The sequence below is a fragment of the Bradyrhizobium iriomotense genome (genome assembly GCF_018130765.1).
Taxonomy (GTDB): Bacteria; Pseudomonadota; Alphaproteobacteria; order Rhizobiales; family Xanthobacteraceae; genus Bradyrhizobium; species Bradyrhizobium iriomotense_A.
Genome location: NZ_JAFCJZ010000024.1, coordinates 15500 through 42444 on the forward strand (window position 1 = coordinate 15500; position 26945 = coordinate 42444).

26 protein-coding genes are annotated in these 26945 nt (G+C 64.6%); 14 read left to right on the forward strand and 12 right to left on the reverse strand.

The genetic code is table 11. From position 1 onward, the window contains the following. Positions 1–87: 87 nt before the first annotated feature. Entirely contained in the window at positions 88–2181 is a 2094-nt protein-coding gene (locus tag JQ635_RS31535) for a methyl-accepting chemotaxis protein (RefSeq protein WP_211413687.1), read from the reverse strand. 273 nt (positions 2182–2454) lie between these two features. Here JQ635_RS31535 and JQ635_RS31540 point away from each other — a divergent pair, with 273 nt between their 5' ends. After that, complete coding sequence (locus JQ635_RS31540; protein ID WP_130363252.1) at positions 2455–2610, forward strand: Thivi_2564 family membrane protein; 156 nt, start codon at positions 2455–2457, stop codon at positions 2608–2610. Between the two features lie 247 nt (positions 2611–2857). Here JQ635_RS31540 and JQ635_RS31545 read toward each other — a convergent pair whose 3' ends face one another. The 4 genes from JQ635_RS31545 to cysD form a co-directional block, all read right to left on the reverse strand. Continuing rightward, complete coding sequence (locus JQ635_RS31545; protein WP_027553924.1) at positions 2858–3058, reverse strand: CsbD family protein; 201 nt, start codon at positions 3056–3058, stop codon at positions 2858–2860. A gap of 130 nt (positions 3059–3188) precedes the next feature. Further along, the gene (locus JQ635_RS31550; protein WP_211413688.1) at positions 3189–5354 is read right to left on the reverse strand and encodes a malate synthase G; all 2166 of its coding nucleotides are present in this window, start codon (positions 5352–5354) and stop codon (positions 3189–3191) included. Between the two features lie 386 nt (positions 5355–5740). Beyond that, complete coding sequence (cysC, locus tag JQ635_RS31555) at positions 5741–7657, reverse strand: adenylyl-sulfate kinase (RefSeq protein ID WP_211413689.1); 1917 nt, start codon at positions 7655–7657, stop codon at positions 5741–5743. 20 nt (positions 7658–7677) lie between these two features. Further along, positions 7678–8472, reverse strand: coding sequence for a sulfate adenylyltransferase subunit CysD (gene cysD / locus JQ635_RS31560; RefSeq protein WP_211413690.1), 795 nt, complete (start codon positions 8470–8472; stop codon positions 7678–7680). Positions 8473–8717: 245 nt separating this feature from the next. On the opposite strand from cysD, the gene cysG reads away from it, so the two are divergent. From cysG to JQ635_RS31620, 12 genes are all read left to right on the forward strand, one after another. Further along, positions 8718–10142 carry a siroheme synthase CysG gene (gene cysG / locus JQ635_RS31565; protein ID WP_211413691.1) on the forward strand — a complete coding sequence of 475 codons (1425 nt, stop codon included), beginning with the start codon at positions 8718–8720 and terminating at the stop codon, positions 10140–10142. Beyond that, on the forward strand, positions 10139–10447 hold the full coding sequence (locus JQ635_RS31570) for a DUF2849 domain-containing protein (RefSeq protein ID WP_211413692.1): 309 nt from the start codon (positions 10139–10141) through the stop codon (positions 10445–10447). The genes cysG and JQ635_RS31570 overlap by 4 nt, the downstream gene beginning before the upstream one ends. 30 nt (positions 10448–10477) lie before the next feature. After that, complete coding sequence (locus tag JQ635_RS31575; protein WP_211413693.1) at positions 10478–12133, forward strand: nitrite/sulfite reductase; 1656 nt, start codon at positions 10478–10480, stop codon at positions 12131–12133. Then, positions 12120–12635 carry a DUF934 domain-containing protein gene (locus tag JQ635_RS31580; RefSeq protein ID WP_211413694.1) on the forward strand — a complete coding sequence of 172 codons (516 nt, stop codon included), beginning with the start codon at positions 12120–12122 and terminating at the stop codon, positions 12633–12635. Before JQ635_RS31575 ends, JQ635_RS31580 begins: the two co-directional genes overlap by 14 nt. After that, positions 12632–13357 (forward strand): phosphoadenylyl-sulfate reductase, encoded by a 726-nt coding sequence (locus tag JQ635_RS31585; protein WP_211413695.1) that lies wholly within the window; start codon positions 12632–12634, stop codon positions 13355–13357. Before JQ635_RS31580 ends, JQ635_RS31585 begins: the two co-directional genes overlap by 4 nt. 112 nt (positions 13358–13469) lie before the next feature. Further along, a complete protein-coding gene (locus tag JQ635_RS31590) occupies positions 13470–14471 on the forward strand; it encodes a sulfate ABC transporter substrate-binding protein (RefSeq protein WP_433996582.1) in 1002 nt (333 codons plus the stop codon). A 37-nt stretch (positions 14472–14508) separates the two neighbouring features. Continuing rightward, a complete protein-coding gene (gene cysT, locus JQ635_RS31595) occupies positions 14509–15345 on the forward strand; it encodes a sulfate ABC transporter permease subunit CysT (protein WP_211413697.1) in 837 nt (278 codons plus the stop codon). A 10-nt stretch (positions 15346–15355) separates the two neighbouring features. Next, positions 15356–16279: a sulfate ABC transporter permease subunit CysW gene (gene cysW / locus JQ635_RS31600; RefSeq protein ID WP_211413698.1), complete on the forward strand. Its 924-nt coding sequence runs from the start codon at positions 15356–15358 to the stop codon at positions 16277–16279. After that, a complete protein-coding gene (locus JQ635_RS31605) occupies positions 16269–17303 on the forward strand; it encodes a sulfate/molybdate ABC transporter ATP-binding protein (protein WP_211413699.1) in 1035 nt (344 codons plus the stop codon). Before cysW ends, JQ635_RS31605 begins: the two co-directional genes overlap by 11 nt. A 177-nt stretch (positions 17304–17480) precedes the next feature. Continuing rightward, positions 17481–17984 (forward strand): CAP domain-containing protein, encoded by a 504-nt coding sequence (locus tag JQ635_RS31610; protein ID WP_211413700.1) that lies wholly within the window; start codon positions 17481–17483, stop codon positions 17982–17984. 78 nt (positions 17985–18062) lie between these two features. Continuing rightward, positions 18063–19247: a DUF3734 domain-containing protein gene (locus JQ635_RS31615; protein ID WP_211413701.1), complete on the forward strand. Its 1185-nt coding sequence runs from the start codon at positions 18063–18065 to the stop codon at positions 19245–19247. Beyond that, the gene (locus JQ635_RS31620) at positions 19240–20028 is read left to right on the forward strand and encodes a 3-hydroxybutyrate dehydrogenase (RefSeq protein ID WP_211413702.1); all 789 of its coding nucleotides are present in this window, start codon (positions 19240–19242) and stop codon (positions 20026–20028) included. The genes JQ635_RS31615 and JQ635_RS31620 overlap by 8 nt, the downstream gene beginning before the upstream one ends. 128 nt (positions 20029–20156) lie before the next feature. On the opposite strand, the gene JQ635_RS31625 is transcribed toward JQ635_RS31620, so the two are convergent. From JQ635_RS31625 to JQ635_RS31645, 6 genes are all read right to left on the reverse strand, one after another. Next, entirely contained in the window at positions 20157–20981 is an 825-nt protein-coding gene (locus JQ635_RS31625) for a sulfite exporter TauE/SafE family protein (RefSeq protein ID WP_211413703.1), read from the reverse strand. Between the two features lie 163 nt (positions 20982–21144). Then, entirely contained in the window at positions 21145–21291 is a 147-nt protein-coding gene (locus JQ635_RS39430; protein WP_433996583.1) for a hypothetical protein, read from the reverse strand. Continuing rightward, the gene (locus JQ635_RS39270; protein WP_283826912.1) at positions 21285–21470 is read right to left on the reverse strand and encodes a type II toxin-antitoxin system RelE/ParE family toxin; all 186 of its coding nucleotides are present in this window, start codon (positions 21468–21470) and stop codon (positions 21285–21287) included. Before JQ635_RS39270 ends, JQ635_RS39430 begins: the two co-directional genes overlap by 7 nt. After that, complete coding sequence (locus JQ635_RS31635; RefSeq protein WP_211413704.1) at positions 21467–21703, reverse strand: hypothetical protein; 237 nt, start codon at positions 21701–21703, stop codon at positions 21467–21469. Before JQ635_RS31635 ends, JQ635_RS39270 begins: the two co-directional genes overlap by 4 nt. A gap of 53 nt (positions 21704–21756) precedes the next feature. Further along, positions 21757–23124, reverse strand: a complete 1368-nt coding sequence (locus tag JQ635_RS31640; RefSeq protein WP_433996584.1) for a flippase — start codon at positions 23122–23124, stop codon at positions 21757–21759. A gap of 844 nt (positions 23125–23968) precedes the next feature. After that, positions 23969–24802, reverse strand: a complete 834-nt coding sequence (locus JQ635_RS31645; protein ID WP_211413706.1) for a protein-disulfide reductase DsbD domain-containing protein — start codon at positions 24800–24802, stop codon at positions 23969–23971. Between the two features lie 142 nt (positions 24803–24944). Between JQ635_RS31645 and JQ635_RS31650 the strand changes: the two genes are divergently transcribed. Next, complete coding sequence (locus tag JQ635_RS31650; RefSeq protein WP_211413707.1) at positions 24945–25589, forward strand: YqgE/AlgH family protein; 645 nt, start codon at positions 24945–24947, stop codon at positions 25587–25589. Positions 25590–25986: 397 nt separating this feature from the next. Here the strand turns inward: JQ635_RS31650 and JQ635_RS31655 are convergent, their stop codons facing one another. After that, the gene (locus JQ635_RS31655; protein WP_211413708.1) at positions 25987–26874 is read right to left on the reverse strand and encodes a TauD/TfdA dioxygenase family protein; all 888 of its coding nucleotides are present in this window, start codon (positions 26872–26874) and stop codon (positions 25987–25989) included. Positions 26875–26945: the final 71 nt, after the last annotated feature.

The window sequence follows — 26945 nt, forward strand, 5'->3', positions numbered from 1 at the left end:
GCCGTATAATTACGGGCGCCCCCATCGTCGGCCTGGCTTTCGCCAGGACGACATCGGGGGATATGGCTGGCCGTATGCCTTAGTGCCCTACGCCGCGCGGATCTTGCCGAGGAAGTCGCTGACCTCGTGACCGAGCTGGCGGCTCTGGCTCTCCAGCATCTCGGAGGCGTGCTTCACATTGTCGGCGGCTGCTGCTGCGGCATCGGCGTCGGCCTTGACGCCGGTGATGTTGTCCGAGACGTTCTTGGTGCCCTGCGCTGCATATTGCGTGCTGCGCGTGATCTCCTGGGTCGCCGCGCCCTGCTCCTGCACGGCGGCGGCAATCGCGGTCGCGACCTCGTTGACCTCGCCGATGATGCCGCCGATGGTCTGGATTGCGTTGATGGCGTCTCCGGCGACCTTCTGGATATCGGCGATCTGCTCGGAGATTTCCTCGGTGGCCTTCGCGGTCTGGCTTGCCAGCGACTTGACCTCCGAAGCAACCACGGCGAAGCCGCGTCCGGCTTCGCCGGCGCGCGCCGCCTCGATCGTGGCGTTGAGCGCCAGCAGATTGGTCTGCGCTGCGATGGTGTTGATGAGGCCGACGACCTCGCCGATGCGCCCGGCGGATTTTGCCAGGCCCTGCACGGTGCCGTCGGTCTCGCGCGCTTGCGTGACGGCGCGGCCGGCGATGCCGGCGGCATGGGCGGCCTGCTGGCTGATGTCGTTGATCGAAGCCGAGAGCTCCTCGGCGGCAGCGGCCACGCTGTCGACGCTCATCGAGGCGTCGTTGGAGGCTTTGCCGGCGACCTGCACGCGGTCGTTGGTCTGGCGCGACACGGCGGACAGGTCGCCCGAGGTCTTGCGCATCTCGCCGGAAGCTTCGCTCAATTCGCCGAGCGTCTTGCGCACCACGCCTTCGAACTCGCCGACATAGGCCTCGATCGCGCGCTGGCGCGCGGACGCGCCGGCGTTGCGCTCGCGCTCCTGCGCCTCGATCTTGAGCTTGTCGGTCGCCTGCTGCTTGAAGGCTTCCAGCGCGCCGGCGAGCGCGCCGATCTCGTCCTTGCGGTCGAGATAGCCGCTGTCGACCGCAAGATCGCCGCCGGCGACCTTGAGCATGGCATCGCGGATGGTGTTGAGCGGACGGATGACGCGGCGGCTGACCAGCATGATCGCGCCGACGGCAAGGGCGACGGCGAGCGCGAGCAGTACGAGCTGCACGATCAGCGCGCGCAGCGCGGCACCACGCTGTTCCAGCGTATGGCTCTTGGCGGCGTCGAGCGCCGTCTCGGCGACGGTAACCGCGCTGGACAGGCGGCCCACCGTGACGGGCGTCCACTGGTTCGCGGTCATTTCGGCCTTTTCGCCATTGGCGAGCGTGTTGGCCAGGCGATCGCGAAGGGCCAGATATTGCGGATCGAAATAGGCGGTCTTTGCCGCGGCCATGGCGGACGACAGTGCCGGCGGCAGCTCCATGCCCGAGGCCGACAATTCCAGCGCCTTCCACATCGCGGCCGTTCCGCCGACGTATTGGGTGTAGGCGAGGCGCGCCTCCGGCGCGATGCGGCCGCTGTTGAGTCCGAGGGAGATGATCAGCGAGGCCTCACCCGCGGTGTTGCGCAGCAGCCAGGCATTCTGCTTGATCGACAGCAGCTGGTCGATCGCCGCGTCCTGGTGATTGACGGTCGCGGCCAAGGCGTTCGAGAGCTTGTCGAGCGTGTCGAGCAGGCCCTGCGTCGTCTCCATGTATTCCTTCGGCAGGCCGGCGCGGCGCTGGTCCTTGGGCTTGACGACCTCCTCCCAGAACTGTTTCTGCTGCTCGCTCGCCGATTTGTGGAGGCGCGCGAGCTCCGGCACCAGCGTTGCGGACTGCGGAAACTCCATCGTCGGCAGCAGCTCCAGCGCATGTGCCATTGCCGGCATCTCGGCGTCCCGGATCGCACGCAGATATTTCTCGATCTCGGCATCCATCGGCTCGGTCGCGTTGAGGAGCCGGTTGGTGGTCGAACGGTCGGTGCGCAGATTGTGCATCGCCTTGAACAGGTCGGCGGACGCATCCGCAATCTGCGAGATGCGGTTGGCGGTCTTCAGCCGGTCCCAGGATGCATAGGCCGTGAGCGAGAGCGCAACGACCACACAGACCGACGTGATCGCGATCACCGCCTGGAGCAGCGCGGATACGGTCAGACGATTCAGCATCGAGGTCCCCCAGTTCCCAAGTCGAAGTTCGCGAGGGCGCCCGGCAACAATCGAAAGGGAGGGGCCCGTTAGTATCGGCAATCACATGCCGTTGGCGCCTCATGGCCAGACGGTTTCTGCATGTGAGAGGAAAAGGGTAAAATTTTAGGCAGCCAGCCCGCTGGTAGAAATACGCATTTACTAGAAGTTGCAATGGGTTGCCGGGATGGAACCGGCGCGCGAGACGGGCGTTAGGACACCGTTAGCAATTTGCCAGAAGGGGGGGGCCCTGCAATGCTGATCGGCGTCCTCGTCACCTTTCTCGTCGTCATCCTCGTGCTCTATCTCATCAACATGCTGCCGATGGATGGCCGTGCCAAGCAGATCGCGCGCGTCATCGTCATCATCATCGGCGTGGTGTCGCTGTTGAAATACTTGACGGTATTCTAGCGAAGGCATCGTAGTGTCGTAGCCCGGATGAGCGAAGCGACATCCGGGGACTCGTCTAGCCACTTTCCCGGATGTCGCTTCGCTCATCCGGGCTACTGCTCCCAAACAAGAAGCCCCGGCCTCAACCGGGGCTTCGTTCATGCTGCGCTAAAGCATGATCCGGAAAAGTGCGAAGCGGTCTTCCGGAAAGATCATGCGCAAACAACAACCTAAAGCGCGATGACGATTCATCAAATCTCATCGCGCTTTAGTGCAGCGACTTCAGCCAGTCGTCGACGTCCTGGCGAACCTGGTCCTTGGCCTTGCCGTAGCGCTCCTGGAGCCGGCCTTCGAGCTGCTCGCGACGCCCCTCGATCAGTTTGAGATCGTCGTCAGTGAGCTTGCCCCATTTCTCCTTGGCCGAGCCCTTGAACTGCTTCCAGTTTCCTTCGATCCGATTCCAGTCCATGACCATCTCCCATGGGTTGATGGCCGGACAACGCAAGGCGCGCGCTGCCGTTCCGCAGCGTGTCGCGACGTTTCGTCCAACGAAAAAGCCCCGGCGCAGGCCGGGGCTTTTGACGTTCCAGCGACTCAGCTCAACCCAGCGCCTTGGCCTCGCGGCGGCGCGCGGTGAGGATGTATTCGGTGTAACCGTTCGGCTGCGCACGGCCCTTGAAGATGAGGTCGCTGGCGGCTTTGAAGGCGACGCCGTCGAAGGCGGGTGCCATCGGCTTGTAGATCGGATCGCCCGCGTTCTGCTTGTCGACGACGACGGCCATGCGCTTGAGCGATTCCATCACCTGCGCCTCGGTGATCACGCCCTGGTGCAGCCAGTTGGCGAGATGCTGGCTGGAGATGCGCAGCGTCGCGCGGTCTTCCATCAGGCCGACGTCGTGGATGTCGGGCACCTTGGAGCAGCCGACGCCCTGGTCGATCCAGCGCACGACATAGCCGAGAATGCCCTGGCAGTTGTTGTCGATCTCCTGCTTGACGTCGTCAGGCGCCCAGTTCGACTTCGACACCGGAATGGTGAGGATGTCGGAGAGCTTCGCGCGCGGACCGCCCTTGGTCAGCTCCTGCTGGCGCGCGATGACGTTGACCTGGTGATAGTGCAGCGCGTGCAGCGTCGCAGCGGTCGGCGAGGGCACCCAGGCGGTGGTGGCGCCGGCCTGCGGATGGCCAAGCTTCTGCGCCAGCATGTCCGCCATCTTGTCGGGCGCAGCCCACATGCCCTTGCCGATCTGGGCGTGGCCGGGCAGGCCACAGGTCAGGCCCATGTCGACGTTCCAGTCCTCATAGGCCTTGATCCAGGCCTGCGCCTTCATCTCGTTCTTGCGGATCATCGGGCCCGCTTCCATCGAGGTGTGGATCTCGTCGCCGGTGCGGTCGAGGAAGCCGGTGTTGATGAACATGATGCGCTTGGAGGCGCGCTGGATGCAGGCCTTGAGGTTGACGGTGGTGCGCCGCTCCTCGTCCATGATGCCGACCTTGAGGGTGTTCTCCGGCAGCGACAACATCTTCTCGACGCGGTCGAAGATCTCGCAGGTGAGCGACACCTCGTCCGGGCCGTGCATCTTCGGCTTGACGATATAGGCAGATCCGGTGCGGCTGTTCTTGACCTTCGAATTGCCCTTGAGGTCGTGGATCGCGAGCAGGCCCGAGACGGCGGCATCGAGCAGGCCTTCCGGCACTTCCTCGCCCGTCTCGTCCAGCACCGCGTCGGTGAACATGTGGTGACCGCAATTGCGCATCAGCAGCAGGCTGCGGCCGTGCAGCTTCACTTCGCCCTTGCCGTCCGGCGTCTTGTAGCTGCGGTCGGTGTTGAGCGAGCGCGTCAGCGTCTTGCCGCCCTTCTCGAAATCGGCCGACAACGTGCCGTTCATCAGGCCGAGCGTGTTGCGGTAGACCAGCACCTTGTCCTCGGCATCAACAGCGGCGACCGAGTCTTCCATGTCGAGAATGGTCGAGACCGCGGCTTCCATGATCATGTCGGCGACGCCGGCGGGATCATCCTTGCCGATCGTGCTGCCACGATCGATCTTCACCTCGACATGCAGGCCGTTGTTGACGAGCAGCACCGCGCTCGGCGTGGCCGCATCGCCCTGGAAGCCCGCGAACTGCGCGGCGTTCTTCAGCGCAGTCGCGTTGCCGCTCTTTAGCTTCACCGCGAGCTGGCCCGCGACGACGCTATAGGCGGTGACGTCGGTGTGGCTGCCGGTTGCGAGCGGCGCGGCCGCATCAAGGAATGCCTTGGCCTTCGCGATCACCTTGTCGCCGCGCGCCTTATTGTAACCCTTGCCGCTCTCCGACGGGTCGTGCGGGATCGCGTCGGTGCCGTAGAAGGCATCATAGAGTGAGCCCCAGCGCGCATTCGCCGCGTTCAGCGCGTAGCGTGCATTGGTGAGGGGCACCACGAGCTGCGGGCCGCAGATCTTGCTGATCTCCTCGTCGACGTTGGCGGTCTCGACCTTCTGCGTCACCGGCTCCGGAACGAGATAGCCGATCTCCTTCAGGAAGGTGGTGTAGCCGTCGAGGTCAAACGCCTTGCCCTTGTTCGCGCGGTGCCAGTCGTCGATCTTGGCCTGCAGCGTGTCGCGCACCGCCAGCAGCGCGCGGTTTTTCGGCCCCAGGTCCTTGATGATGGCGGCAACCCCGGCCCAGAACGCATCCGGCGCGATCCCCGTTTTCGGGGCCGCTTCCTTGGCGATGAAGTCAAACAGAACAGGGGCGATCTTTAATCCGTGGGCGTCGACGCGTTTCATGATGGGCTTTCTTGTTGGAAATGGCTGTTTTTGGCTGCTTTTGACCCGACAGCAGCAAAATGCGCCCACGAGGGGCGGCTTTCGGGACCTATTAGCCCCAAAATCGGGGCGGTGAGAAGACCCCCAGGGGTTTGTCAAAATGTCAAGACGAGGTGAGGGGAGGCGGTATTCGGAATGCGCCCTGCAAAGGCAACGGGCACGACCTCTCCCCGACGTCGTCCAGGCGAAAGCCAGGACCCATTACCCCAGGGAGGAGTTTGGCGACGACTCGTAGTCCGGTACTCCGACCGAGCCCAAAGCATAAATCACGCGGTATGGGTCCTGGCTTTCGCCAGGACGACACCGTTGATGTGGTGCAGGGTGTGCGCCCAGGTGGGGCGCCTGCCTCAAATATTCGCGGCGAGGTCCACGACTTCGTCGAACAGCACGCCTGATGTCTTCAGCATCTGCTCGATCTCGTCGGCCGCCTCGGCCACCGTCCGCTTCGACGTGTCGATCACGAGCTCGGCGGCCTGCGGTGCCTCGTAGTCGTTGCCGATGCCGGTGAACGAAGCGAGCGCGCCGGCGCGGGCCTTCTTGTAGTGGCCCTTGGGATCGCGCTCCTCGCAGACGCCGGCCGGCGTCGCGACATGGATCTCGCGGAACGCGGTGTCGGCGATGCGGCGCGCGGTGGCGCGGTCCTCGCGGGCCGGCGACACGGCGGCGACGATCGCGATGTGGCCGTTGCGGGCGAGATGCGTCGCGACCTCGGCGAGGCGGCGGATGTTCTCGCTGCGATCGGTGGCTGAGAAGCCGAGATCGCCGTTGAGCCCGGCGCGCAGCGTGTCGCCGTCGAGCAGGATCGGCGAACCGCCATTGGTGAACAGCCGCCGCTCCAGTGCCTTGGCCAGTGTCGACTTGCCGGAAGCCGGCAGGCCGGTGAGCCAGACCACCGCACCATTGTGCTGATAGCGCGCCGAGCGCTCGTCGGGCCGCAGCGCCGATTCCACTGGCACGATATCGACCGGCACGGCGCGCTGGCCGGCATCGACCGACAGCACGAGGCCGCCGCCGGCGATACGGCCGGACACTTCGATCACGAGACGGCCGGTGCGCGGGTTCTCGGTGTAGGGATCGGTGGCAATCGGATTCGAAAGAGAAATGTCGATCTCGCCGACATGGTTGCGGCCGATCGCCTTGTTCTCGCTGCTCGAGAGCTCGCCGGGATCGACCGCCTTCTCGATGGCGACGACGGTGGCGCGGCTTTCCTTCGGTCCGCAGCGGACCAGGAGCTGGTCGCCCTTGGCGAGCGGCTTGTCGTGCAGCCAGAAGATGCGCGCGCGCAGGCGGCGCGTCTCGCGCGGGGCGGTGCCGGCATGCGCGACGATATCGCCGCGCTCGATGAACAGTTCGCGATCGAGCGTGATCCCGACCGAACGGCCTGCGCCTTGCCGTCCCGCCACCGGCGTCGCCGGCCAGCTCTCGACCGTCTTGATCTTCGCGATCTTGCCGGCCGGCATGATCACGATCTCGTCGCCGGCAATGAGGCTGCCGGATTCGATGCGGCCCGCGACAATGCGGCGGTCGTCGAACTTGTAGATCGCCTGCACCGGAAGGCGCAGCGCCAGCGCTTCTAGCGGCCGCGCCGGCTCGAGCCTATCGAGCGCCTCGACGACGGTCGGCCCCTTGTACCAGCCGATGCGGTCGGTGCGCTCGGCAACGCCGTCGCCATCGCGCGCGGAGATCGGGATCACGGCGGTCGGCGTCACGCCGAGGCCATTGAGATGCGCCGAGATCTCGTCGCTGATGTCCTTGAAGCGGTCGGCGGAGAAATCGACGCGGTCCATCTTGTTGACGACGACGGCGACCTGTTTCACGCCGAGCAGATGCAGGAGATAGCCGTGTCGCCGCGTCTGGTCGCGCACGCCTTCCAGCGCGTCGATGATCAGCACGGCGCCGTCGGCCTGCGAGGCGCCGGTGATCATGTTGCGCAGGAATTCGGCATGGCCAGGCGCGTCGATCAGGACGATGTCGCGCGAATTGGTGCGGAAGCGGATCTGCGTGGTGTCGATGGTGATGCCCTGGTCGCGCTCGGTCTGCAGCGCATCGAGCAGGAACGACCATTCGAACGGCATGCCGCGCCGCGCGCTGACGGCCTTCAGCATTTCGAGCTTGCCGTCGGGCAGGCTGCCGGTCTCGTGCAGGAGGCGGCCGACCAGCGTCGACTTGCCGTGGTCGACATGGCCGACGATGACGATGCGCACTTGCGGACGCGTGGTGCCGTTCGGAGTCGCAGGCGAAGCTTGGGTGACGATCATGTTCATATCGCGCTCGCGTCCTTGGATCAGAGATAGCCGGCGACGCGAAGGCGCTCGAAGGCGTCCTCGGTCTCGTGGTCGAGCGCGCGGCCGGCGCGCTCCGGCACCTTGGTCTGCTCGAGCTCGACCAGGATCTCGTCGATGTTCGATGCCGTCGAGTTCACGGGATTGGTGATGTCCTGATCACCCAGCGAGCGATAGCGCTTGCCGTTCTGCGAGAGATAAAGCGGGATAATCGGGATGTTCTCGCGCTTGGTGTAGGCCCAGATGTCCGCCTCGGTCCAATGCAGGATCGGATGGATGCGCAAATGCGCGCCTTGCGGCGGCGAGGCGTTGAAGTGGTCCCAGAACTCAGGCGGCTGATCGCGCACGTCCCAATTGCCTTCGAGGCCGCGCGGAGAGAACACACGCTCCTTGGCGCGGGTTGCCTCCTCGTCGCGGCGGATGCCGGCGATCAGGCCGTCGAAGCCGTATTTGGCGAGCGCCATCTTGAGGCCCTCGGTCTTGCGCGCGGCGGAACGGGCGGCCGGCGGCAGCGTTGGGTCGACGGCATCGATGGGCGGGCAGGGCTCGACACGCAGATCGAGATCCCACTCCTTCCCGTAATGATCGCGGAAGCGATACATCTCCGGAAACTTCTTGCCGGTATCGACATGGAGGGCCGGGAACGGCATGCGGCCGAAGAACGCCTTGCGCGCCAGCCAGATCATGACGTTGGAGTCCTTGCCGAGCGACCACAGCAGGGCAATCTTCTTCAACCGGGCGAAGGCTTCGCGGAAGATGTAGATGCTCTGCGCCTCGAGCTGGTCGAGATGGTCCATGCTGGGCGCAACATCAGCAGAAAATTCTTGCGAGCCCGCGCGTCCGATGGGGGCCGGGCTGCTCATTCCGACAACAGCGGAATCGTCCTTGAGAAGATGCATCTCTGCCACTTTGCGTTTGGAGGCGAAAATTCTATAGTTGCGGTGCAGAAGAGAAGAAAAAATTTTCTCTTTGCGCGCTCGAAACGACACATATATAGAAAATAATTCCAGTCAACCCCGGATGTGGGGGAAGCGAGTATCGCATGCGGTTCTTGCCGGTGTTTCTCGATCTCAAGGCCGGTCCGGTGGTCCTCATCGGCGCGGGTGAGCTTTTGCGCGCCAAGCTGCGCGTGCTCGCCGCTGCCGGCGCGCGCCTCCGCGTGCATGCGATCGACGGCAATCATGACTTTGGTTTCGGCTCAGAGAACGCGTCGCGCATCGAAATCGCGGCCGGCGACCCGCTGACCGCTGATCTCTCCGGCGTCATCGCCATCGTTTGCGCGGGCGCGGGCGATGTCGGCGTTGCGATGTCGGCGCGGGCGAAGGCGCTTGGCCTGCCTGTCAACGTCATGGACGATCTCGAGCACTCCAGCTTCATCTTCCCGGCCATCGTCGATCGCGGCGATGTCGTGGTCGCGGTCGGCACCGGCGGCACCTCGCCGGTGGTGGCGCGGCGCGTGCGCGAGAAGATCGAGGCGCTGCTGCCGGCGCGCATCGGCGAGCTCGCCGAGTTCATCGGCACCTTTCGCAAATCCATCAACGAGCGCATCGCCGAGTTTCCGCTGCGCCGCCGCTTCTGGGAGCGCGTCATCGACGGCCCGATCGGCGCCGCCGTGCTCGCCGGCCGCAAGGGCGAAGCGGACGCTGCGCTCAAGGGTATTTCCGATCCCTCGGGTTTCGCACGCGCCGACAAGCCGGAAGGCTCGGTCGCGCTGGTCGGCGCCGGTCCCGGCGACCCTGATCTTCTCACCATCAAGGCGCTGCGCGCGTTGCAGGACGCCGACATCGTCTTCCACGACGAGCTGGTTTCGCCCGAGATTCTCGATCGCATCCGCCGCGACACCACGCGCGTGCCGGTCGGTCGCCGCGTCGGCAAGCCCGGCATCGGCCAGGACGCCATCAACAAACGCATGATCGAGGCCGCGCAATCAGGCCGGCGCGTGGTGCGGCTCAAGGGCGGCGATCCCTTCGTGTTCGGCCGCGGCGGCGAAGAGGTCGAAGCCCTGCGCGCCGCCGGTGTCGCCTACTCGATCATTCCCGGCATCACCGCAGGGCTCGGTGGCGCTGCCGATTTCGAGGTGCCGCTCACTTATCGTCACGAAGCAACCCGCATCACCTTCCTCACCGCGCACAAGGCGCGCGATGCGGAAGTCGTGGACTGGTCCACGATGACCGACACAAAGATGACGGTTGTGGTCTACATGGGCATGACCGCAGCGCCGGCCGTGCGCGCAGGCCTGTTCGCGGCCGGCCGCTCGCCGGAGACGCCGGTCGGCGTGTTCGCCCGCGTCACGCGGCCCGATGCGCAAGGCGCGATCGGTACGCTGCGCGACCTGCCCGAGCTCGTGCGGCGGATCCATGGTGGCCCCGCCATCCTCATCATTGGCGACGTGGTCCGGCATGCCGGCTCGCTTCGCCGCCAAACACCCAAACAAATCATCTCTGACCTGTTGGATGCAGCCGAATGACCTCCCCTCTGCAACAAAAACTGAAAATCACGGGCCCGTCCGTTGTGACCGCCAACCGCACCTGGGACGGCGTCGTGGTCTATCGCACCGCCGCCAAGGGCTGGTCCGTGGAACTGACCGATGCCGCGATCGTGCGAAACTCGGACGAGGCGAAAGCGTTGCTTGCCGAGGCCGTGGCCGATGACGTCGGCGCGATCGGCCCCTATATCGCACCGGTGCAGGTCGACGCTTCAGGCAAGATCCTGCCGGGTAATCTGCGCGAGCAGATCCGCCGCGACGGCGTGACAATCGGCTTGCCGGTCTGATCGCAGGTCGAGCTGTAAGGCACTTTAATCATGTATGCTTACGACGAAATCGACCGCACGCTGGTCAACGAGCGCGTCTCTGAATTCCGCGACCAGGTGCAGCGCCGTCTCTCGGGCGAGCTCACCGAGGACGAATTCAAGATGCTGCGCCTGCAGAACGGCGTCTATCTGCAGCTGCACGCCTACATGTTCCGCGTCGCGATTCCCTATGGAACGCTGGCGTCGAACCAGTTGCGGGCGCTGGCCCATGTCGCGCGCAAATACGACCGTGGCTACGGCCATTTCACCACGCGCCAGAACGTCCAGTTCAACTGGATCAAGCTGTCGGACCTGCCGGATGCGCTCGCCGATCTCGCCGAGGTCGGCATCCACGCGATGCAGACCTCCGGCAACAACATGCGCAACGTCACGTCGGACCAGTGGGCCGGCGTCGCGCCGGGCGAGATTGAGGATCCTCGCATCTGGTCGGAGCTGATCCGTCAGCACACTACGCTGCACCCGGAATTCTCGTTCCTGCCGCGCAAGTTCAAGATCGCGATCACCGCGTCGGATCACGACCGCGCCGCGATCAAGGTTCACGACATCGGCCTGCGTCTGATCAGGAACGAGAAGGGTGAGACCGGCTTCGAGGTTCTGGTCGGGGGCGGCCTCGGCCGCACGCCGTTCATCGGCAAGACCATCAAGCACTTCGTCCACGGCCGCGATCTGCTCAGCTATATCGAGGCGATCTTGCGCGTCTACAACCAGTACGGACGCCGCGACAACATCTACAAGGCGCGCATCAAGATCCTGGTGCACGAGCTCGGCATCGAGAAGTTCTCCCGCGAGGTCGAGGAGGAGTGGGAGCAGATCCGCTATTCCTCGCTCCAGATCGACGACGAGGTGATCGAGGACATCCGCTCGCGCTTCATCTATCCGTCTTACGAGAAGCTGCCGCACATGCCGGACGAGCTGCGGCAGGCCGCGGCCGATCCCGAGTTCGAGGCCTGGCGCAAGAACTCGGTCGCCGCGCACAAGAACCCCGGCTACTCCATCGTCACGATCTCGCTGAAGCCGATCGGCGCGCCTCCCGGCGATGCCACCGCCGAGCAGATGGATGCGCTGGCCGATCTCGCCGACAAATATTCCTTCGGCGAGATCCGCGTCGGCCACGAACAGAACCTGGCGCTGCCGCACGTCGCCAAGCGCGACCTGCCGGCGCTGTGGAAGGCGCTCGACAAGCTTGGCCTGGCGACGCCCAACGTCAACCTGATCACCGACATCATCGCCTGCCCGGGCCTCGACTATTGCTCGCTGGCGAATGCGCGCTCGATCCCGATCGCGCAGGAATTGACGCGGCGCTTTGCCAATCATGAGCTGGCCAACCTGATCGGCCGTCTCCACATCAACATCTCCGGCTGCATCAATGCCTGCGGCCATCACCATGTCGGCCATATCGGCATTCTCGGCGTCGAGAAGAACGGCGAGGAGGTCTACCAGATCACCATCGGTGGCCGCGCCGACGAGAACGCCGCGCTCGGCAATCTGATCGGCCCCGGCGTCAAGTTCGACGAGGTCGCCGACGTCATCGAGGACATCGTGGAAGCTTATCTTGCGCTGCGCGAGCGGCCGGAAGAGCTGTTCGTCGACACGGTGAAGCGCCTCGGCGTCGAACCCTTCAAGGAGCGCGTCTATGCCACTCGTTAACGGCGGAAAGATTGCCGACGACAGCTTCGTCAAGCTCGCCGTCGACACCCCGCTGCCCGAGGGCGGCGACATCCTGGTGCCGGCCGAGCGCTTTCTCGGCGAGGCCGACGCGCTGCTCAAGCGCACCGGCAAGGTCGGCGTGATCTGGCCGAACAATCGCGACATCGCCGAGCTCGTGCCGTATCTCGGCAAGATCGCCGCGGTCGCGCTGGTGTTCCCGAGCTTCCGCGATGGGCGCGCCTATAGCCAGGCGCGGCTGCTGCGCGAGCGCTACAATTATCGCGGTGAGCTACGCGCGACGGGCCAGGTGCTGCGCGACCAGTTCGTGTTCATGCTGCGCGCCGGCTTCGATTCCTTCGAGGTCAAGAAGCAGGCCGACGCGGAAGCCTTCATGCAGACCGCAAAGCGCTATTCGGTGTTCTACCAGCCGACCGGCGACGGCCGCATCACGGCGCTGCACCGGCGCATGCAGCTGCGTCACTCCGAGGGTGTCGGCACGTGAACGCGATCGCGTCTCAGGTTTCGTCCGTGTCTGCGTTGCCTTCGGCGGCGGAGCTCGATCGCGCCTTGCGCGATGCCTCGCCCGCGGAGGTCATCGCCGCGGCGCTGAAGACGGTCGGGCGCGAGAAGCTTGCGCTGGTGTCCTCCTTCGGCACGGAATCGGCGACGCTCTTGAAGGTGATGGCGGATGTCGATCCCGCGATCCCCGTGATCTTCCTCGACACCGGCTGGCTGTTCGAGGAGACGCTGGCCTATCGTGATACGTTGATCGCGACGCTGGGCCTCAAGGACGTCCGCTCGATCAAGCCGGCGGAGGAGGCGCTGTCGCGCGAAGATCCCGACCGCGACCTCTGGTTCTCCGATCCCGATGCCTGCTGCCGCATCCGCAAGGTCGAGCCGCTGGCGCGCGCGCTGAAGCCGTTCGATGCCTGGCTCAACGGCCGCAAGCGCTTCCAGGGCAATGCACGCGCTGATATTCCCGTCGTCGAGGACGACGGCGGGAGGTTGAAGTTCAATCCCTTCGCCAATGTCTCGCGCGAAGAACTCGAAGCGATTTTCGTCCGCGCCAAATTGCCGCGTCATCCACTGGCTGCCTCCGGTTTCCTCTCGGTTGGGTGTATGCCTTGCACCAGCAGAACGGCCGAGGGCGAGGATGCGCGCGCCGGTCGCTGGCGCGGCCAGGCGAAGACAGAATGCGGCATCCATACGATGAAGACTTCGTAGGACAGTCGGCCTGCAACGCCGCAAACAAGAAAATCCGGTTCCGTTGACTTGAGAGTGTTTCGCCCTGAGTTATGCCTGCGTGCCATCGATGACGCTGATGTCGTCGAGGTGAATGGAGATGGATATGATGCGCCGTATCGTTCCGCTCGCTGCAGGACTGCTTTGGGCAAGCTCGGCTCTCGCCGCTGACATCAATCTTTTGAACGTGTCGTACGATCCGACGCGAGAACTCTACGTCGAGTTCAACAAGGCGTTCTCGACCGCCTATCAGAAGGAAACCGGCAAGAGCGTCGAGATCAAGCAGTCGCATGGCGGCAGCGGTTCGCAGGCGCGCGCGGTGATCGACGGGTTGCAGGCCGATGTGGTGACGCTGGCGCTCGCCTACGACATCGACGCGATCGCGAACAAGGGACTGACCGCGGCCGATTGGCAGAAGCGCTTGCCGCAGAATTCATCGCCCTACACCTCGACCATCGTGTTCCTGGTGCGCAAGGGCAATCCCAAGGGCATCAAGGACTGGGACGATCTGCTCAAGCCCGGTGTTGCCGTGATCACGCCCAACCCGAAGACCTCTGGCGGGGCGCGCTGGAATTATCTCGCCGCCTGGGGCTTTGCGCAGAAGAAGTACGGCTCGGCCGACAAGGCCAAGGACTTCATCGGAAAACTCTACCAGCAGGTTCCGGTACTGGATACCGGCGCGCGCGGCGCCACCGTGACCTTCGTCGAGCGCGGCGTCGGCGACGTGCTGCTCGCCTGGGAGAACGAGGCCTATCTCGCGCTCAAGGAGTTTGGTCCGGAAAAATTCCAGATCGTAGCGCCGCCGCAGTCGATCCTCGCCGAGCCGCCGGTCGCAATCGTTGACAAGGTTGCCGACAAGAAGGGCACACGCAACGCCGCCGACGCCTACCTTCAGTACTGGTACACCAAGGAAGGTCAGGAGATCGCCGCGCGCAACTTCTACCGTCCGCGCGATGCCGAGATTGCCAAGAAGTATGAAAACGCTTTCGCCAAGGTCGAGCTGTTCACGATCGACGACGTCTTCGGCGGCTGGACCAAGGCGCAGAAGGAACATTTTGCCGACGGCGGCGTTTTTGATCAGATTTACAAGAACTGATCGGGCGCTGTCGTAGGAGGCTTTAGCAGGGGGCCTGGTGAGCGCACTAGCAGCACGACGCCGGACATTGCCGGGCTTCGGTCTCACGATGGGACTGACGCTTTCCTGGCTGTCGATCATCATCCTGATTCCGCTCGCCGGCCTGTTCCTGAAATCGCTCGAGCTCAGCCCCGAGCAGTTCTGGAACATCCTCTCCAGCCGCCGCACTTTGAATGCGCTCCGGGTCTCCTTCGGACTCGCTTTTGCGGCGGCCTGCGTCAATCTGGTGATGGGCAGCATCATCGTCTGGGCGCTGGTGCGCTACCGCTTCCCCGGCCGGCGCATCTTCGACGCCATCGTCGACGTGCCCTTCGCGCTGCCGACGGCTGTAGCTGGCGTCGCGCTGACCGCGCTGTTCGCCGAGAAGGGGTGGTTGGGTGCACCACTCGCCGCGCTCGGCATCAAGGTGGCGTTCACGCCGGTCGGCATCTTCGTCGCCATGATCTTCATCGGCATCCCCTTCGTGGTGCGCACCGTGCAGCCGGTGCTCCAGGATCTCGACCCCGAGATCGAGGAGGCCGCGGGCAGCCTGGGGGCCAGCCGCTGGCAGACCATCATTCGCGTGATCCTGCCCTCGCTCGCGCCAGCGCTGCTTACGGGCCTCGCGCTCGCCTTCGCGCGCGCGGTGGGTGAATACGGCTCGGTGATCTTCATCGCCGGCAATCTGCCCAACGTTTCCGAGATCGCGCCGCTCTTGATCGTGATCCGGCTCTCAGAGTTTCGCTATGCCGATGCGACCGCCATCGCGGTGGTCATGCTCGTCGTGTCCTTCGTCGTCATCTTCGCCGTCAACCGGCTCCAGCGCTGGGCGCAGAGCCGGATCCCGGCGCGCTGAGGGGGACGCGATGACGATGCAGATCGCAGATGCCGTGTCGCTCTCGGCTTCCGATGCCAAGGCACGTGAAAAGGCGCGCGCACATGCGGCGGCCGCGCGCGACACCCTCCGCACCGAGGCGCGCGCGGTGCGCATCGCCATCATCACGCTGGCGGTGCTGTTCCTCACCGTCTTCGTCGTGCTGCCGCTGGTCGTGGTGTTCGCGCAGGCATTTTCGCGCGGCATTCTCGCCTATCTCGCCGCGCTCGCCGAGCCGGAGGCGATGGCGGCGATCAAGCTGACGTTGATTGTCGCGGCGATCTCGGTCGGCCTCAATCTCGTGTTCGGCCTCGTCGCCGCCTGGGCGATCGCCAAGTTCGAGTTCAAGGGCAAGACCTTCCTGATCACGCTGATCGACCTGCCGTTCTCCGTGAGTCCGGTGATCTCGGGCCTCGTCTTCGTGCTGCTGTTCGGCGCGCAGGGCTATTTCGGCAGCTGGCTGCGCGACCACGACATCCAGATCCTGTTCGCTGTGCCGGGCATCGCGCTTGCGACCACCTTCGTCACCTTCCCCTTCGTGGCGCGCGCGCTGATCCCCTTGATGCAGGAGCAGGGCACGCAGGAGGAGGAGGCCGCGATCTCGCTCGGCGCCTCGGGCCTGCAGACCTTCTTCCGCGTCACGCTGCCCAACATCAAATGGGGCGTGCTCTACGGCGTCCTGCTCTGCAACGCGCGCGCGATGGGCGAGTTCGGCGCGGTCTCGGTCGTCTCCGGCCACATCCGCGGCGAGACCAACACCATGCCGCTGCTGGTCGAGATTCTCTACAACGAATACCAGTTCGTCGCCGCCTTCGCGATCGCCTCGCTGCTGGCGATGCTGGCGCTGATCACGCTGATCGCAAAAACCGTCCTCGAACGTCATCTCGATGAAGGAGAAGACGCAAGTGACCATTGAAGCCAAAAATCTCGTCAAGAAGTTCGGCACCTTTGCCGCGCTCGACGGCGTCGACCTCAAGGTCGACAACGGCGAATTGCTGGCGCTGCTCGGGCCCTCTGGCTCCGGCAAGACAACGTTGCTGCGGATCATCGCCGGCCTCGACTGGCCCGACTCCGGCGAAGTTTCCTTCAACGGCGAGGACGCGCTGGCGCAAGGAGCCCGCGAACGCCACGTCGGCTTCGTGTTCCAGCACTACGCGCTGTTCCGCCACATGACGGTGTTCGAGAACGTCGCCTTCGGCCTGCGCGTGCAGCCGCGCGCGGTGCGCAAGGACGAAGCGACGATCCGTGCGCGCGTCAAGGAGCTGCTGGACCTCGTGCAGCTCGACTGGCTCGCCGATCGCTATCCGAGCCAGCTCTCCGGCGGCCAGCGTCAGCGCATCGCGCTCGCCCGCGCGCTCGCGATCGAGCCGCGCATCCTGCTGCTCGACGAGCCCTTTGGTGCGCTCGATGCCAAGGTGCGGAAAGAACTGCGCAGATGGCTGCGCTCGCTGCACCATGAGATCAATGTCACCTCGATCTTCGTCACCCACGACCAGGAAGAGGCGCTCGAAGTCGCCAACCGCGTCGTGGTGATGGACAAGGGCCGGATCGAGCAGATCGGCTCGCCCGACGATGTCTATGAGACCCCGGCGACCGCCTTCGTCCACGGCTTCATCGGCGAGTCCATCGAGCTGCCGGTCCAGGTCGATGGCGGCGTGATCAGGCTCGGCGACCAGCCGCTTCAGCTCGCGGCGGAGGGCCTGGCGTCTGGCGCGTCAAAGCTGTTCGTACGGCGACATGACATGCTGGTCGGCCCGCCCGGCAGCGGCGCCTTCGAGGGCGCGGTCCAGCATGTCCGCAATTTTGGCCCGGTGCTGCGGGCCGAGGTCGCGCTGTCAGGCGGCGAAACCATCGAGATCGACGCCCCCCGCGACAAGGAACTGCGCGCCGGCGACACCATCGGCCTCAATCCCCGCCGCTACCGGATATTTGCGGGCTAAGGTGCCGTCATTCCGGGGCGATGCGGAGCATCGGACCCGGAATCTGGAGATTGTGGCGCGAGATTCCGGGTTCGCGCTGGCGCGCGCCCCGGAACGACAGCTACGATTTTCCTCAAAATTCACCTTTCAGCCACGGTTGGTATGCAACAACGGCCCCCTCATTGGGGGCCTCGATTCATGCGCGCTGCGGCCGCAATTCTCGTCACTTTGCTGCTCGCCGGCTGCGCCGGCAACGAAGCACCGGTCCAGCAGCCGTCGATGTATACGGACATGGCGGTCCCGGGCGCCAAGCTCGACGCGCAGGCCGCCGCGGTGATGATTTCGCAATACCGCCAGAACAACATGCTCGGCACGGTCGTGATCGACCCTGATCTGATGCGGCTCGCCGAATCCCAGTCCCAGGCCATGGCGGCCGCCAACAAGATGGACCACGACGTCCGCGCGCCGCTGGCCAAGCGCCTTGCCACCGGCGGCTATCCGGCCACGGTTGCCGTCGAGAACGTCTCGGCCGGCTATCATACGCTGGCGGAAGCGTTTTCCGGCTGGCGCGACTCGCCTCCGCACCGCGCCAACATGCTCAAGGGCGGTGTCACAAAATTGGGCATTGCCGCGAGCTATGCTCCGGGCACCAAGTACAAGGTGTTCTGGACCATGATCCTGGCCTCGACCGAGCCCCGATAAGCCAGACTTGATCCCGGGATGCATTGACGCCGCGGCCGAGTGTCGCCACGGTGGCTCGCCTTTTGCTATTGTTCCCTCATGACCGATCACAGTCCGGAATCCGCCAGCGTCCCCGCGAATGCGCAACGCGTCCTGGTCCTGCAGGGCGGCGGTGCGCTCGGCTCCTATCAGGCCGGCGCCTATCAGGCGCTGTGCGGCTACGGCTTCGAGCCGGAATGGGTCGCCGGCATCTCCATCGGCGCGATCAACGCCGCCATCATCGCCGGCAATGAAGGCCTCACCCGCGTCAAGCGGCTGAAGGAATTCTGGGAAATGGTCTCGGCGCCGGTGCCGTGGAAGCCGGTCGGCAAGAGCGATCACAGCCGCGAGCTGTTCAACTCCACGAGTGCGGCGCTGATCGCCACCTTCGGCGTGCCCGGCTTCTTCGTGCCGCGCGTTCCGCCCGCCCCGATGTGGCCGCCGGGCCATCCCGAAGCGGAAAGCTATTACGACACCGCGCCGCTGAAGAAGACGCTGGAGCGGCTGGTCGATTTCGATCGCATCAACGACCTCAAGACGCGCTTCTCGGTCGGCGCGGTCGGCGTCACCTCGGGCAACTTCAAATATTTCGACAATTACGAGTTCAAGAAGCTCGGCAAGAAGATCGGCCCCGAGCACATCATGGCCTCCGGCGCGCTGCCGCCGGGCTTTCCGTCCGTGATCATCGACGGCGAGCACTATTGGGACGGCGGCATCGCCTCCAACACTCCGCTCGACTACGTGCTCGACGCGGAGCTTGCGCGCGACATGCTGATCTTCCAGGTCGACCTGTTTTCGGCGCGCGGCGATTTGCCGAATTCGCTGCTCGAGGCGACCGAACGCGAGAAGGACATCCGCTTCTCCAGCCGCACGCGCATGAATACGGACAAGAACAAGCAGATCCACAATGCCCGCCGGGCCGTGCGCGACCTGATTTCCAAATTGCCCGATTATCTCAAGAACGACCCTTCCGTCGAATTCCTTGCCAAGGCAGCACGTGACAGCACTGTCACGGTGGTCCACCTGATCTATCGGAGCAAGAACTACGAATCCTCGTCCAAGGACTACGACTTCTCGCATGTCGCCATGGTCGAGCATTGGGAAGCCGGCGTGCGCGACGTGCACCTGTCGATGCGCCACAAGGACCGGTTGGACGAGCCGCAATCCGGCGAGACCATGGTGACCTACGATCTCACGGGGGACGTCACCGCGCCCCCGCCAAAAAGGAGCGAAGAACATGGGTAGTCTCTCAGGCAAGAACGCCGTCGTGACCGGTTCGACCAGCGGCATCGGGCTCGCCTATGCGCGCGCCTTTGCCGCCGCCGGTGCCAACGTCGTCATCAACGGCTTCGGCTCCCCGGAGGACATCGAGAAGGAGCGCGCCAAGATCGAGTCGGATTTCGGCGTCAAGGCGGTCTATTCGCCCGCCGACATGACCAAGCCCGCCGAGATCGCCGGGATGATCGCGCTCGGCGAGAAGTCGTTCGGCTCGGTCGACATCCTCGTCAACAATGCCGGCATCCAGTTTGTCTCGCCGATCGAGGAATTCCCGCCGGAGAAGTGGGACCAGATCATCGCGATCAACCTGTCCTCGGCCTTCCATGCCATCCGCGCCGCGGTGCCCGGCATGAAGAAGAAGGGCTGGGGCCGCATCATCAATACGGCATCAGCGCACTCGCTGGTCGCCTCGCCCTTCAAGTCGGCCTACGTGTCGGCCAAGCACGGCATCGCCGGCCTGACCAAGACCGTGGCGCTGGAGGTCGCGACCCACAAGATCACCTGCAACTGCATCAGCCCCGGCTATGTCTGGACCCCGCTGGTGGAGAAGCAGATCCCCGACACGATGAAGGCGCGCGGCCTGACGCGCGAACAGGTCATCAACGACGTGCTGCTTGACGCGCAGCCGACCAAGGAGTTCGTCACCTCCGAGCAGGTCGCCGCCCTCGCGCTGTTTCTGTGCAGCGACGATGCCGCGCAGATCACCGGCACCAACCTGTCGATCGACGGCGGCTGGACCGCGGAGTAGGCACTCGGTGCCATAGGGTGGGCAAAGGCGCGTAGCGCCGTGCCCACCATTCCGCGATTGAGAGAGACGGTGGGCACGCTTCGCTTTGCCCACCCTACGGCATCGAGAACGAGGCGGCCGTTCCCCGCTCAATGCGTCCAGGCCAGCGCTGTCACGAATGCCGACGACAGGTTCAGCTCGGCGAACATGATCTTGCCGGCGACCACGAACAGTACGCTGGCAAGCGTCAGGCGCAGCACCGTCTCGGGGACGCGCGTCGCGCTGTAGCTGCCGACGATGATGCCGGGCAGCGAGCCCAGCAGCAGCACGCCCATCAGGCCCCAGTCGACATCGCCGAGCGCCCAGTGCCCGACGCCCGCGACCAGGGTCAGCGGCACGGCATGGGCGATGTCGGAGCCGACGATGGTCGCCATCGGCAGGCGCGGGTAGAGCAGCAGCAGCACGGTGACGCCGACCGCGCCGGCGCCGACCGACGAAATCGACACCAGCACGCCGAGCACGATGCCGGTGATAACGGTCGCGATCGCCGTGGTGCGCTCGTCGACCCGCTCCAGCGTCCTGCGGTAGCGCTCCATGATCGCCTTGCGGAAGATCAGCGACGTGGCGGTCAGCAGAAGCGCGAAGCACAGCACCAAATTGACCAAGCTGCGCTCGGTATCGCTTTTGAGATCGAGCTTCCACAGCACCAACAGCGTCAGCGCGCTGGCCGGAATACTGCCGCAGGCGAGCCGCAGCACCGCCGGCCAGTGCACGCTGCGAGACCAGCCATGCACGATGCTGCCGCCGGTCTTGGTGGCGGCGGCGTAGAGCAGGTCGGTGCCGACGGCGGTGGAGGGATGGACGCCGAACAGCAGGATCAGCAGCGGCGTCATCAACGAGCCGCCACCCACGCCGGTCATCCCGACAAGCAGGCCGACGCCGAATCCGGAGGCGACGTAGAGTGGATCAATCATGGTCCGGGGAATCTTAGGTTTATCTCGTCAGTTGGGCAATATGACGTAGAATAAAGTTTCCCTAGGGCGCAACTACTTGGACAGAATAAGAAAAATCATGCTGCGCCGGAAGGCTCGATGGGTGTTTCACCTCTTTCCCGGGCCTGCTGCGAAACAGCCGTGCTCAGGTCCGAGGTGAAGCATATTGCCTTTCCGGCTCGTTCAGCCCCGCGAGGGGCCGCCGTGACGTGTGGCGGATGTGGACGATATGAATGACCTCGCCACTGACACGGTAAAATATCCGAAACGGATGGCGGACGACCGTTACCACGCGGACCTGGGAACGGTGTGTGACCCGTGGCGATGAGAAAGGCGCCCCCGGACGCGCTCGATGACATCAGCAAATCTTTGTCCGATGGCGTCGGCGATCGCTGGGCTGGCGTTGCTGGCATAATAGGTCGCGATGTCTGCGAGGTCAGCAAGCGCCTCTCGGGTCCAGACGACCCTCATCCGCGCCGAAATTTCGCGAAGACCTCCGCGACCTCGGCATCCGTGGCGAATTCGCCGCGATCTATGGAGGCTAAGGCCGCGTCGATACTCCGCAATTCTTCTTGTGTCGCCACATATTCGCCGCCGAGCAGCTCGCTCTCGATTTCGCTAGCAATCGCAACCAGCTCGTTCTGGGCCTCTTCAGGCCAAGCCTGGGCACGTTCCAGAAGGTTTCGCAGATCGCTTGCAGCCATGAGGCTGATTATATCAGATGCCGAAGAGCTTTCCAATCACCTCAAGCTGACAGCTAGCGTCCAAACGCCAGCACGTGCAGGCCGAGGCGCTGCCGCACGATCCAGAACAGCAGCACCGTCTCGAAGGTCAGCGAGAACGAGGTCGCGGCCGCCGCGCCGTGGCCGCCGTAGCGCGGCACCAGCGCGATGCAGAGCACGAGGTTCATCACGAAGGCCAGCGCATAGGCCAGCGCGCAGATTTTCTGCTCGCCGAGCATGTTGAGCAGGCGCTCGACCGGGCCGATCGCCGCGCGCACCACGAGGCCGATCGCGGCGACGAACATGATGTCGTAGCCGATCACGAATTGCGGCCCGAACAGCCAGAGCAGCGGCTTGCCGAGCGCGAGCAGCACGATGGTCGCCGCAAGCGACGGCCAGAACGTCCAGTTGATGGCGTGCGCGACATAGGCCGACAGGCGCGCCTTGTCGCCGCTGGCGTTGTATTCCGCGAAGCGATGCGCCGTTGTCGCCGACATCGCGTAGTGGATGAACGAGACCAGCGCCAGCGTCTTCACCACGGCGAAATAGACGCCAACCTCGTCGGACGGGCGGAACTGCTGCAGCACCAGCACGTCGGTGTAGGAGAGGAGCAAGTAGAAGCTCTCCACCAGCAGGATCGGCAGCGAGACGGCAAGCCAGCCGCTGACGTCATAGGCCTTCGGTCCGGGTGTGATGTGATCGGCGAGCTTGCGGTTCAGCACCACCATCTGCCCGCTCATCGCGATCCACACTGCACCGAGGCTCGCGGCCATCGCGGCGACCGCGCCGAGATGATAGCCGAGCAGGAAGGCCGCGCCCGTGATGCCGATGATCAGCGCCTGGCGGATGATGAATTGCGGCATCAGGCCGAGCTGCATCCAGTCATGCGAGCGCGCGATGCCGTCCTGGGTGTTGGCGACGACGAAGGCCGGCAGCGTCATGCAGCCGATATAGAGCGGCAGCACCTCGGCCGGATCGATCCAGGGCGACAGCAGTTTTACGATGCCGGCAAGGCCGAGCGACACCAGCGTGGAGGCGGCAAAGGTCAGCCAGCGGCTGCCGGAGAGGAAGCCGCGCAGCAGCGCCTGCTCGCCATTGGCGCGGTACTCCGGAATGATCTTTTGCGCGGAGGCCGAGATGCCGAGATCCATCATGCTGCCGAGCAGCAGCACCCAGGTCCAGACATAGACGTAGATGCCGTAGTCGGAGGTGCCCATCCACCGCGCGAGCAGCACCTGCGAGACATAGGCAAGGCCGGCGCTGATGACGCGGATGATGAAGATGGTGCCCGCCAGCCGCCGCGTCAGCGACGCCTCGCTCGATCCGCCCGTCAGCTTGCCGCGCAGTCGCGCGATCAGTCCGGCCGGTCCGGTCGTTGCTGGCTCTGCATCCATCACGGCCACGTTGAGGTCCCCAAGCGTCCCGCACCAAGCGTTCCGCATGCTGCGGCAGCCCTTGACCTAGCAACCATTCGTTAAGATACGGTTGGGTCAACGATGTTGTCCCGGCCTACGGCGCGTACGCATGAATTGGTTCGGCGTCAGGGCGCGGCATGCAACAGGCGGCCCTTTGGGGCCGCCTGTTGTAACCTCTCAGAGCAGATGGGCTATTGGCAGAGATGCTGGCGACCGTCAGCCCCCTTGTAAAGGGTGCCAGGCCTGCAGACGATGCCGTTGCGGGCGGCATATTGAGACCAGCTGCCGTTCCAGCCGTAACCGCCGCCGCCGCCGCCATACATGGCGTAGGAATTGCCCCAGCCGCCGGGATTGCCCCAGCTGCCGGCGGCGGGAGCGCCTACTGGCGCCGGCTGTTGATACGCCGTTCGACGAGATGCTTGCCGATACCGAGGGGCGGTGGGGGGACTGCCGGTTCCAAGACCGGTGCAGTTGGCGAATTCAGCTTGGCAGAGGTCCGGATTGGATTGGGCCCACTGCGCTGGTGCAGCAGAACTGAACAAGGCGGATGCCGCAACCACGGCCGCGCCAAGAATCCTTGGATTCATCATGGCTTGCTCCTTGTGGTTTGACGTGGCGCTGAATGCCACGTTTGACAGAGCCTATACGACGCTTGCGAGACTGACCATGTTGCTTCGGCATCGCTAAAATTGGGACTGCTCTGGGTCCAGGAACAGTAATGCTCTGGCTGATCGTAAGATTTTCGCCTGAGCGTCAGGGGCTGACGTCTGCGCCTTCTCGAGTACACGTTCTCGTGTGCAATTATGCACGGGAGCGGGACGATCGGGAAACATCATTCCAGGTTCGTATTGAACTCGTACGACTTCTCCGGTCCAACCAGCGTGAACTTCAGCGCTGCGCCCTCGGCCTTGGCGCCCGGCGGTAGCCCGTCGAGCTCAAATGAGAAGCGCTTCACGCCGGGCGGGCTGGGCTCGACCGGCGCGGGGATCGGCAACGACCAGTCGGGCGTCGGCCCTTCGACGAACAGATTGACGTTGCGGCCATCAGGCACAATCACGTCGACCACCACATTCTTGGCCCCGTCGCGCTTGATGTCGCGGATGGTGAGCGGATTGGGATCGCCGATCGTGGCGGGCTTGGGCACGGTGTCGAGCGCGGCACGCAAGTTCGCGTCCTCGGTCGATGCGACGCTGTTGAAGCCGAGCTCGGCGCTGGCCTCGACAGGAATGCAAAGTTTTTCGCACACGGCGTAGTTGATCTCGGCACGCAGCGTCACCGGCTTGTCTGCGGACTTGGCGACGATGCGCAGGGGCAGCACGATCTGGTCGTGATAGCCGATCGAATGGCCGCCCGCGCCGTCGTCGAACTTCAGCGGCGCCGGCCACATCACCGTCACCGCTTCGACATTTTCTGATTTCGAGAAGTCGAACCGCGGCGGAACGCCGGAATCGCCGGGCATGCGCCAATAGGTCTTCCAGCCCGGCTGGAGCTGGAAGGCGATACCGCCGAGCAGCACGGCGCCGCTGCGCGATCCCGCCAGCAGCCGCACTGCGGAATGTCCGTCGCGCTGCCAGGGCGAGGCGTCGTCGGCGCGTGCGGCAAGCGCCGACGCAAGCAGGGTTGTCGCGACGCCAATCGCCGCACGCAGGGGAACTCTTGTCAGCATAGCAGGTCTTTACAGGGTCACACCTAGGCAAACCATTGAATTGCTTGTGATGGATGCACTCGAATCAAATCTCTGCAAGCCTTGATTTGACAGCGGCCAGGTCCGACATCAGGATAGGAATTGAAACCGGAGTGCTTCACCGATGGCTCCCACAGGCAAGAGGACGGGCGAAAGCACCCGCAAGGCGGGTCCCGCGCTTCCGAACTCGGCCGGTTATCTCGACGGCCGTCTCCTGATCGCGATGCCCGTGATGGGTGATCCGCGTTTCGAGCGCTCGGTGATCTATCTCTGCGCTCATTCGGCGGAAGGCGCCATGGGCATCATCGTCAACCATCCCGCCGGCAGCATCGACTTCCCCGAGCTGTTGCAGCAGCTCGGCATCATCAAGAAGGGCGAGCACATCAAGCTGCCGGAGAATGCCGAAAGCATGAAGGTGCTGCGCGGCGGGCCGGTCGATACCGGCCGCGGCTTCGTGCTGCATTCCAGCGATTTCTACATCGAGAACGCGACGCTGCGGATCGATGACGGCGTCTGCCTCACCGCGACCGTCGACATCCTGCGCGCGATCGCCAACGGCTCCGGCCCCAAGCACGCCATCCTCGCGCTCGGCTATGCCGGCTGGGCGCCGGGCCAGCTCGAGACCGAGATCCAGAGCAACGGCTGGCTGCACTGCGATGCGGACACCGACCTGATCTTCGGCGACGATGTCGACGAGAAGTACGGCCGCGCCCTCCGCAAGATAGGCATCGACCCCGGCATGCTCTCGAACGAGGCGGGACACGCGTAGCTGCTCGCATCAACCACCGGTGTCGTCCTGGCGAAAGCCAGGACCCATTACCCCAGGGCGTTGTTTGAGGCAGGCTGGTAGCAACAAGCCTTCGCCAAACTGCGCCCGGTGGTAATGGGTCCTGGATCGGCGCTCGCTCGGCTCGCTGGTCCAGGACGACGAAGAGGAATCAACGGCGCTGCCCATCCACCGCTGTCGTCCCGGACAAGCGCGCCTCAAGCGCGCGCAGATCCGGGACCCATACCCCCGGGGCGGAGTTTGAGGCAGGCCAGTCACCACGAGTCTTCGCCAAACCACGCCCTGTGGTTATGGGTCCCGGATCTGCGCTCCGTTCTGGACAACGCCACGCGTTGCCAGAAGCTACGCTTGTCCGGGACGACAGCGGTGTGTGTCGCGCCTACTCCGCCGCCTGCTGCTGCACCGTCGGCTCGGTGCCCGCAACCGTCGCCCGGCGCATGTCGCGCGGTTGCGACTGGTCGTAGCGGCGGACGCGGTGCATGGTCTGGCGGTTGTCCCACATCACGAGGTCATGCAGCTTCCATTTGTGGACGTAGACGAATTCGCCTTGCGTCGCGTGCTCGTTGAGATCGCGCAGCAGGAGGCGTCCCTCCGGCACGCTCATGCCGACGACCTTGCCGGCATGCGATGAGAGATACAGCGACTTGCGGCGATGCACGGGATGCGTCCGCACCAGGCGTTGCAGCACCGGCTTGAACATCTCCTTTTCCTCGTCGGTATATTCGGTGAAGCCGAGCGATCCGCGCGAATACATCAGCGAGTGCTCGCAGACGAGGTCCTCGATCTCCGCCTTGGTCTCCTCGTCCAGCGCGTCATAGGCCGCGCGCATGTCGGCGAATTCGGTGTTGCCGCCCTTCGGATTCACCACCCGCGCGGACAGCAGCGAGAATTTTGCCGGAATGGGGCGGAACGAGCTGTCGGAATGCCACAGGCAGTTGCCGAGATTGAACAGATGCGCGCGGCTGTCCTTCGCCAGCGGCTTGCCGTCCTTGCCGAGATTGGAGACGTCGTTGAGGCCGGACTGCAGCCGGTAATCCTTCTCCTTGGTCACGGTGCCGCCGCGCGCATCCTCGCGCTGGCCAAAGTTGAGCGCGAAGGCCATCTGCTGCTCGTCGTTGATGTCCTGGTCGTGGAAGACGAGCACCGCATACCTGTCCATGGCAGCCTCGACCTCGCGCGCCTCAACCTCCGTGAGGCGCTTGCGCAGATCGAGGCCGGACACCTCGCCGACAAAATGTTTTTGAAGCTGCCGGATGGCGATTGTCATGACGTTCTCTCCCGCGTGCCGCGAACGGTTGGTCCCGTTCTGTCGGTGAAAAAGCTACTCCCGCACCGGGA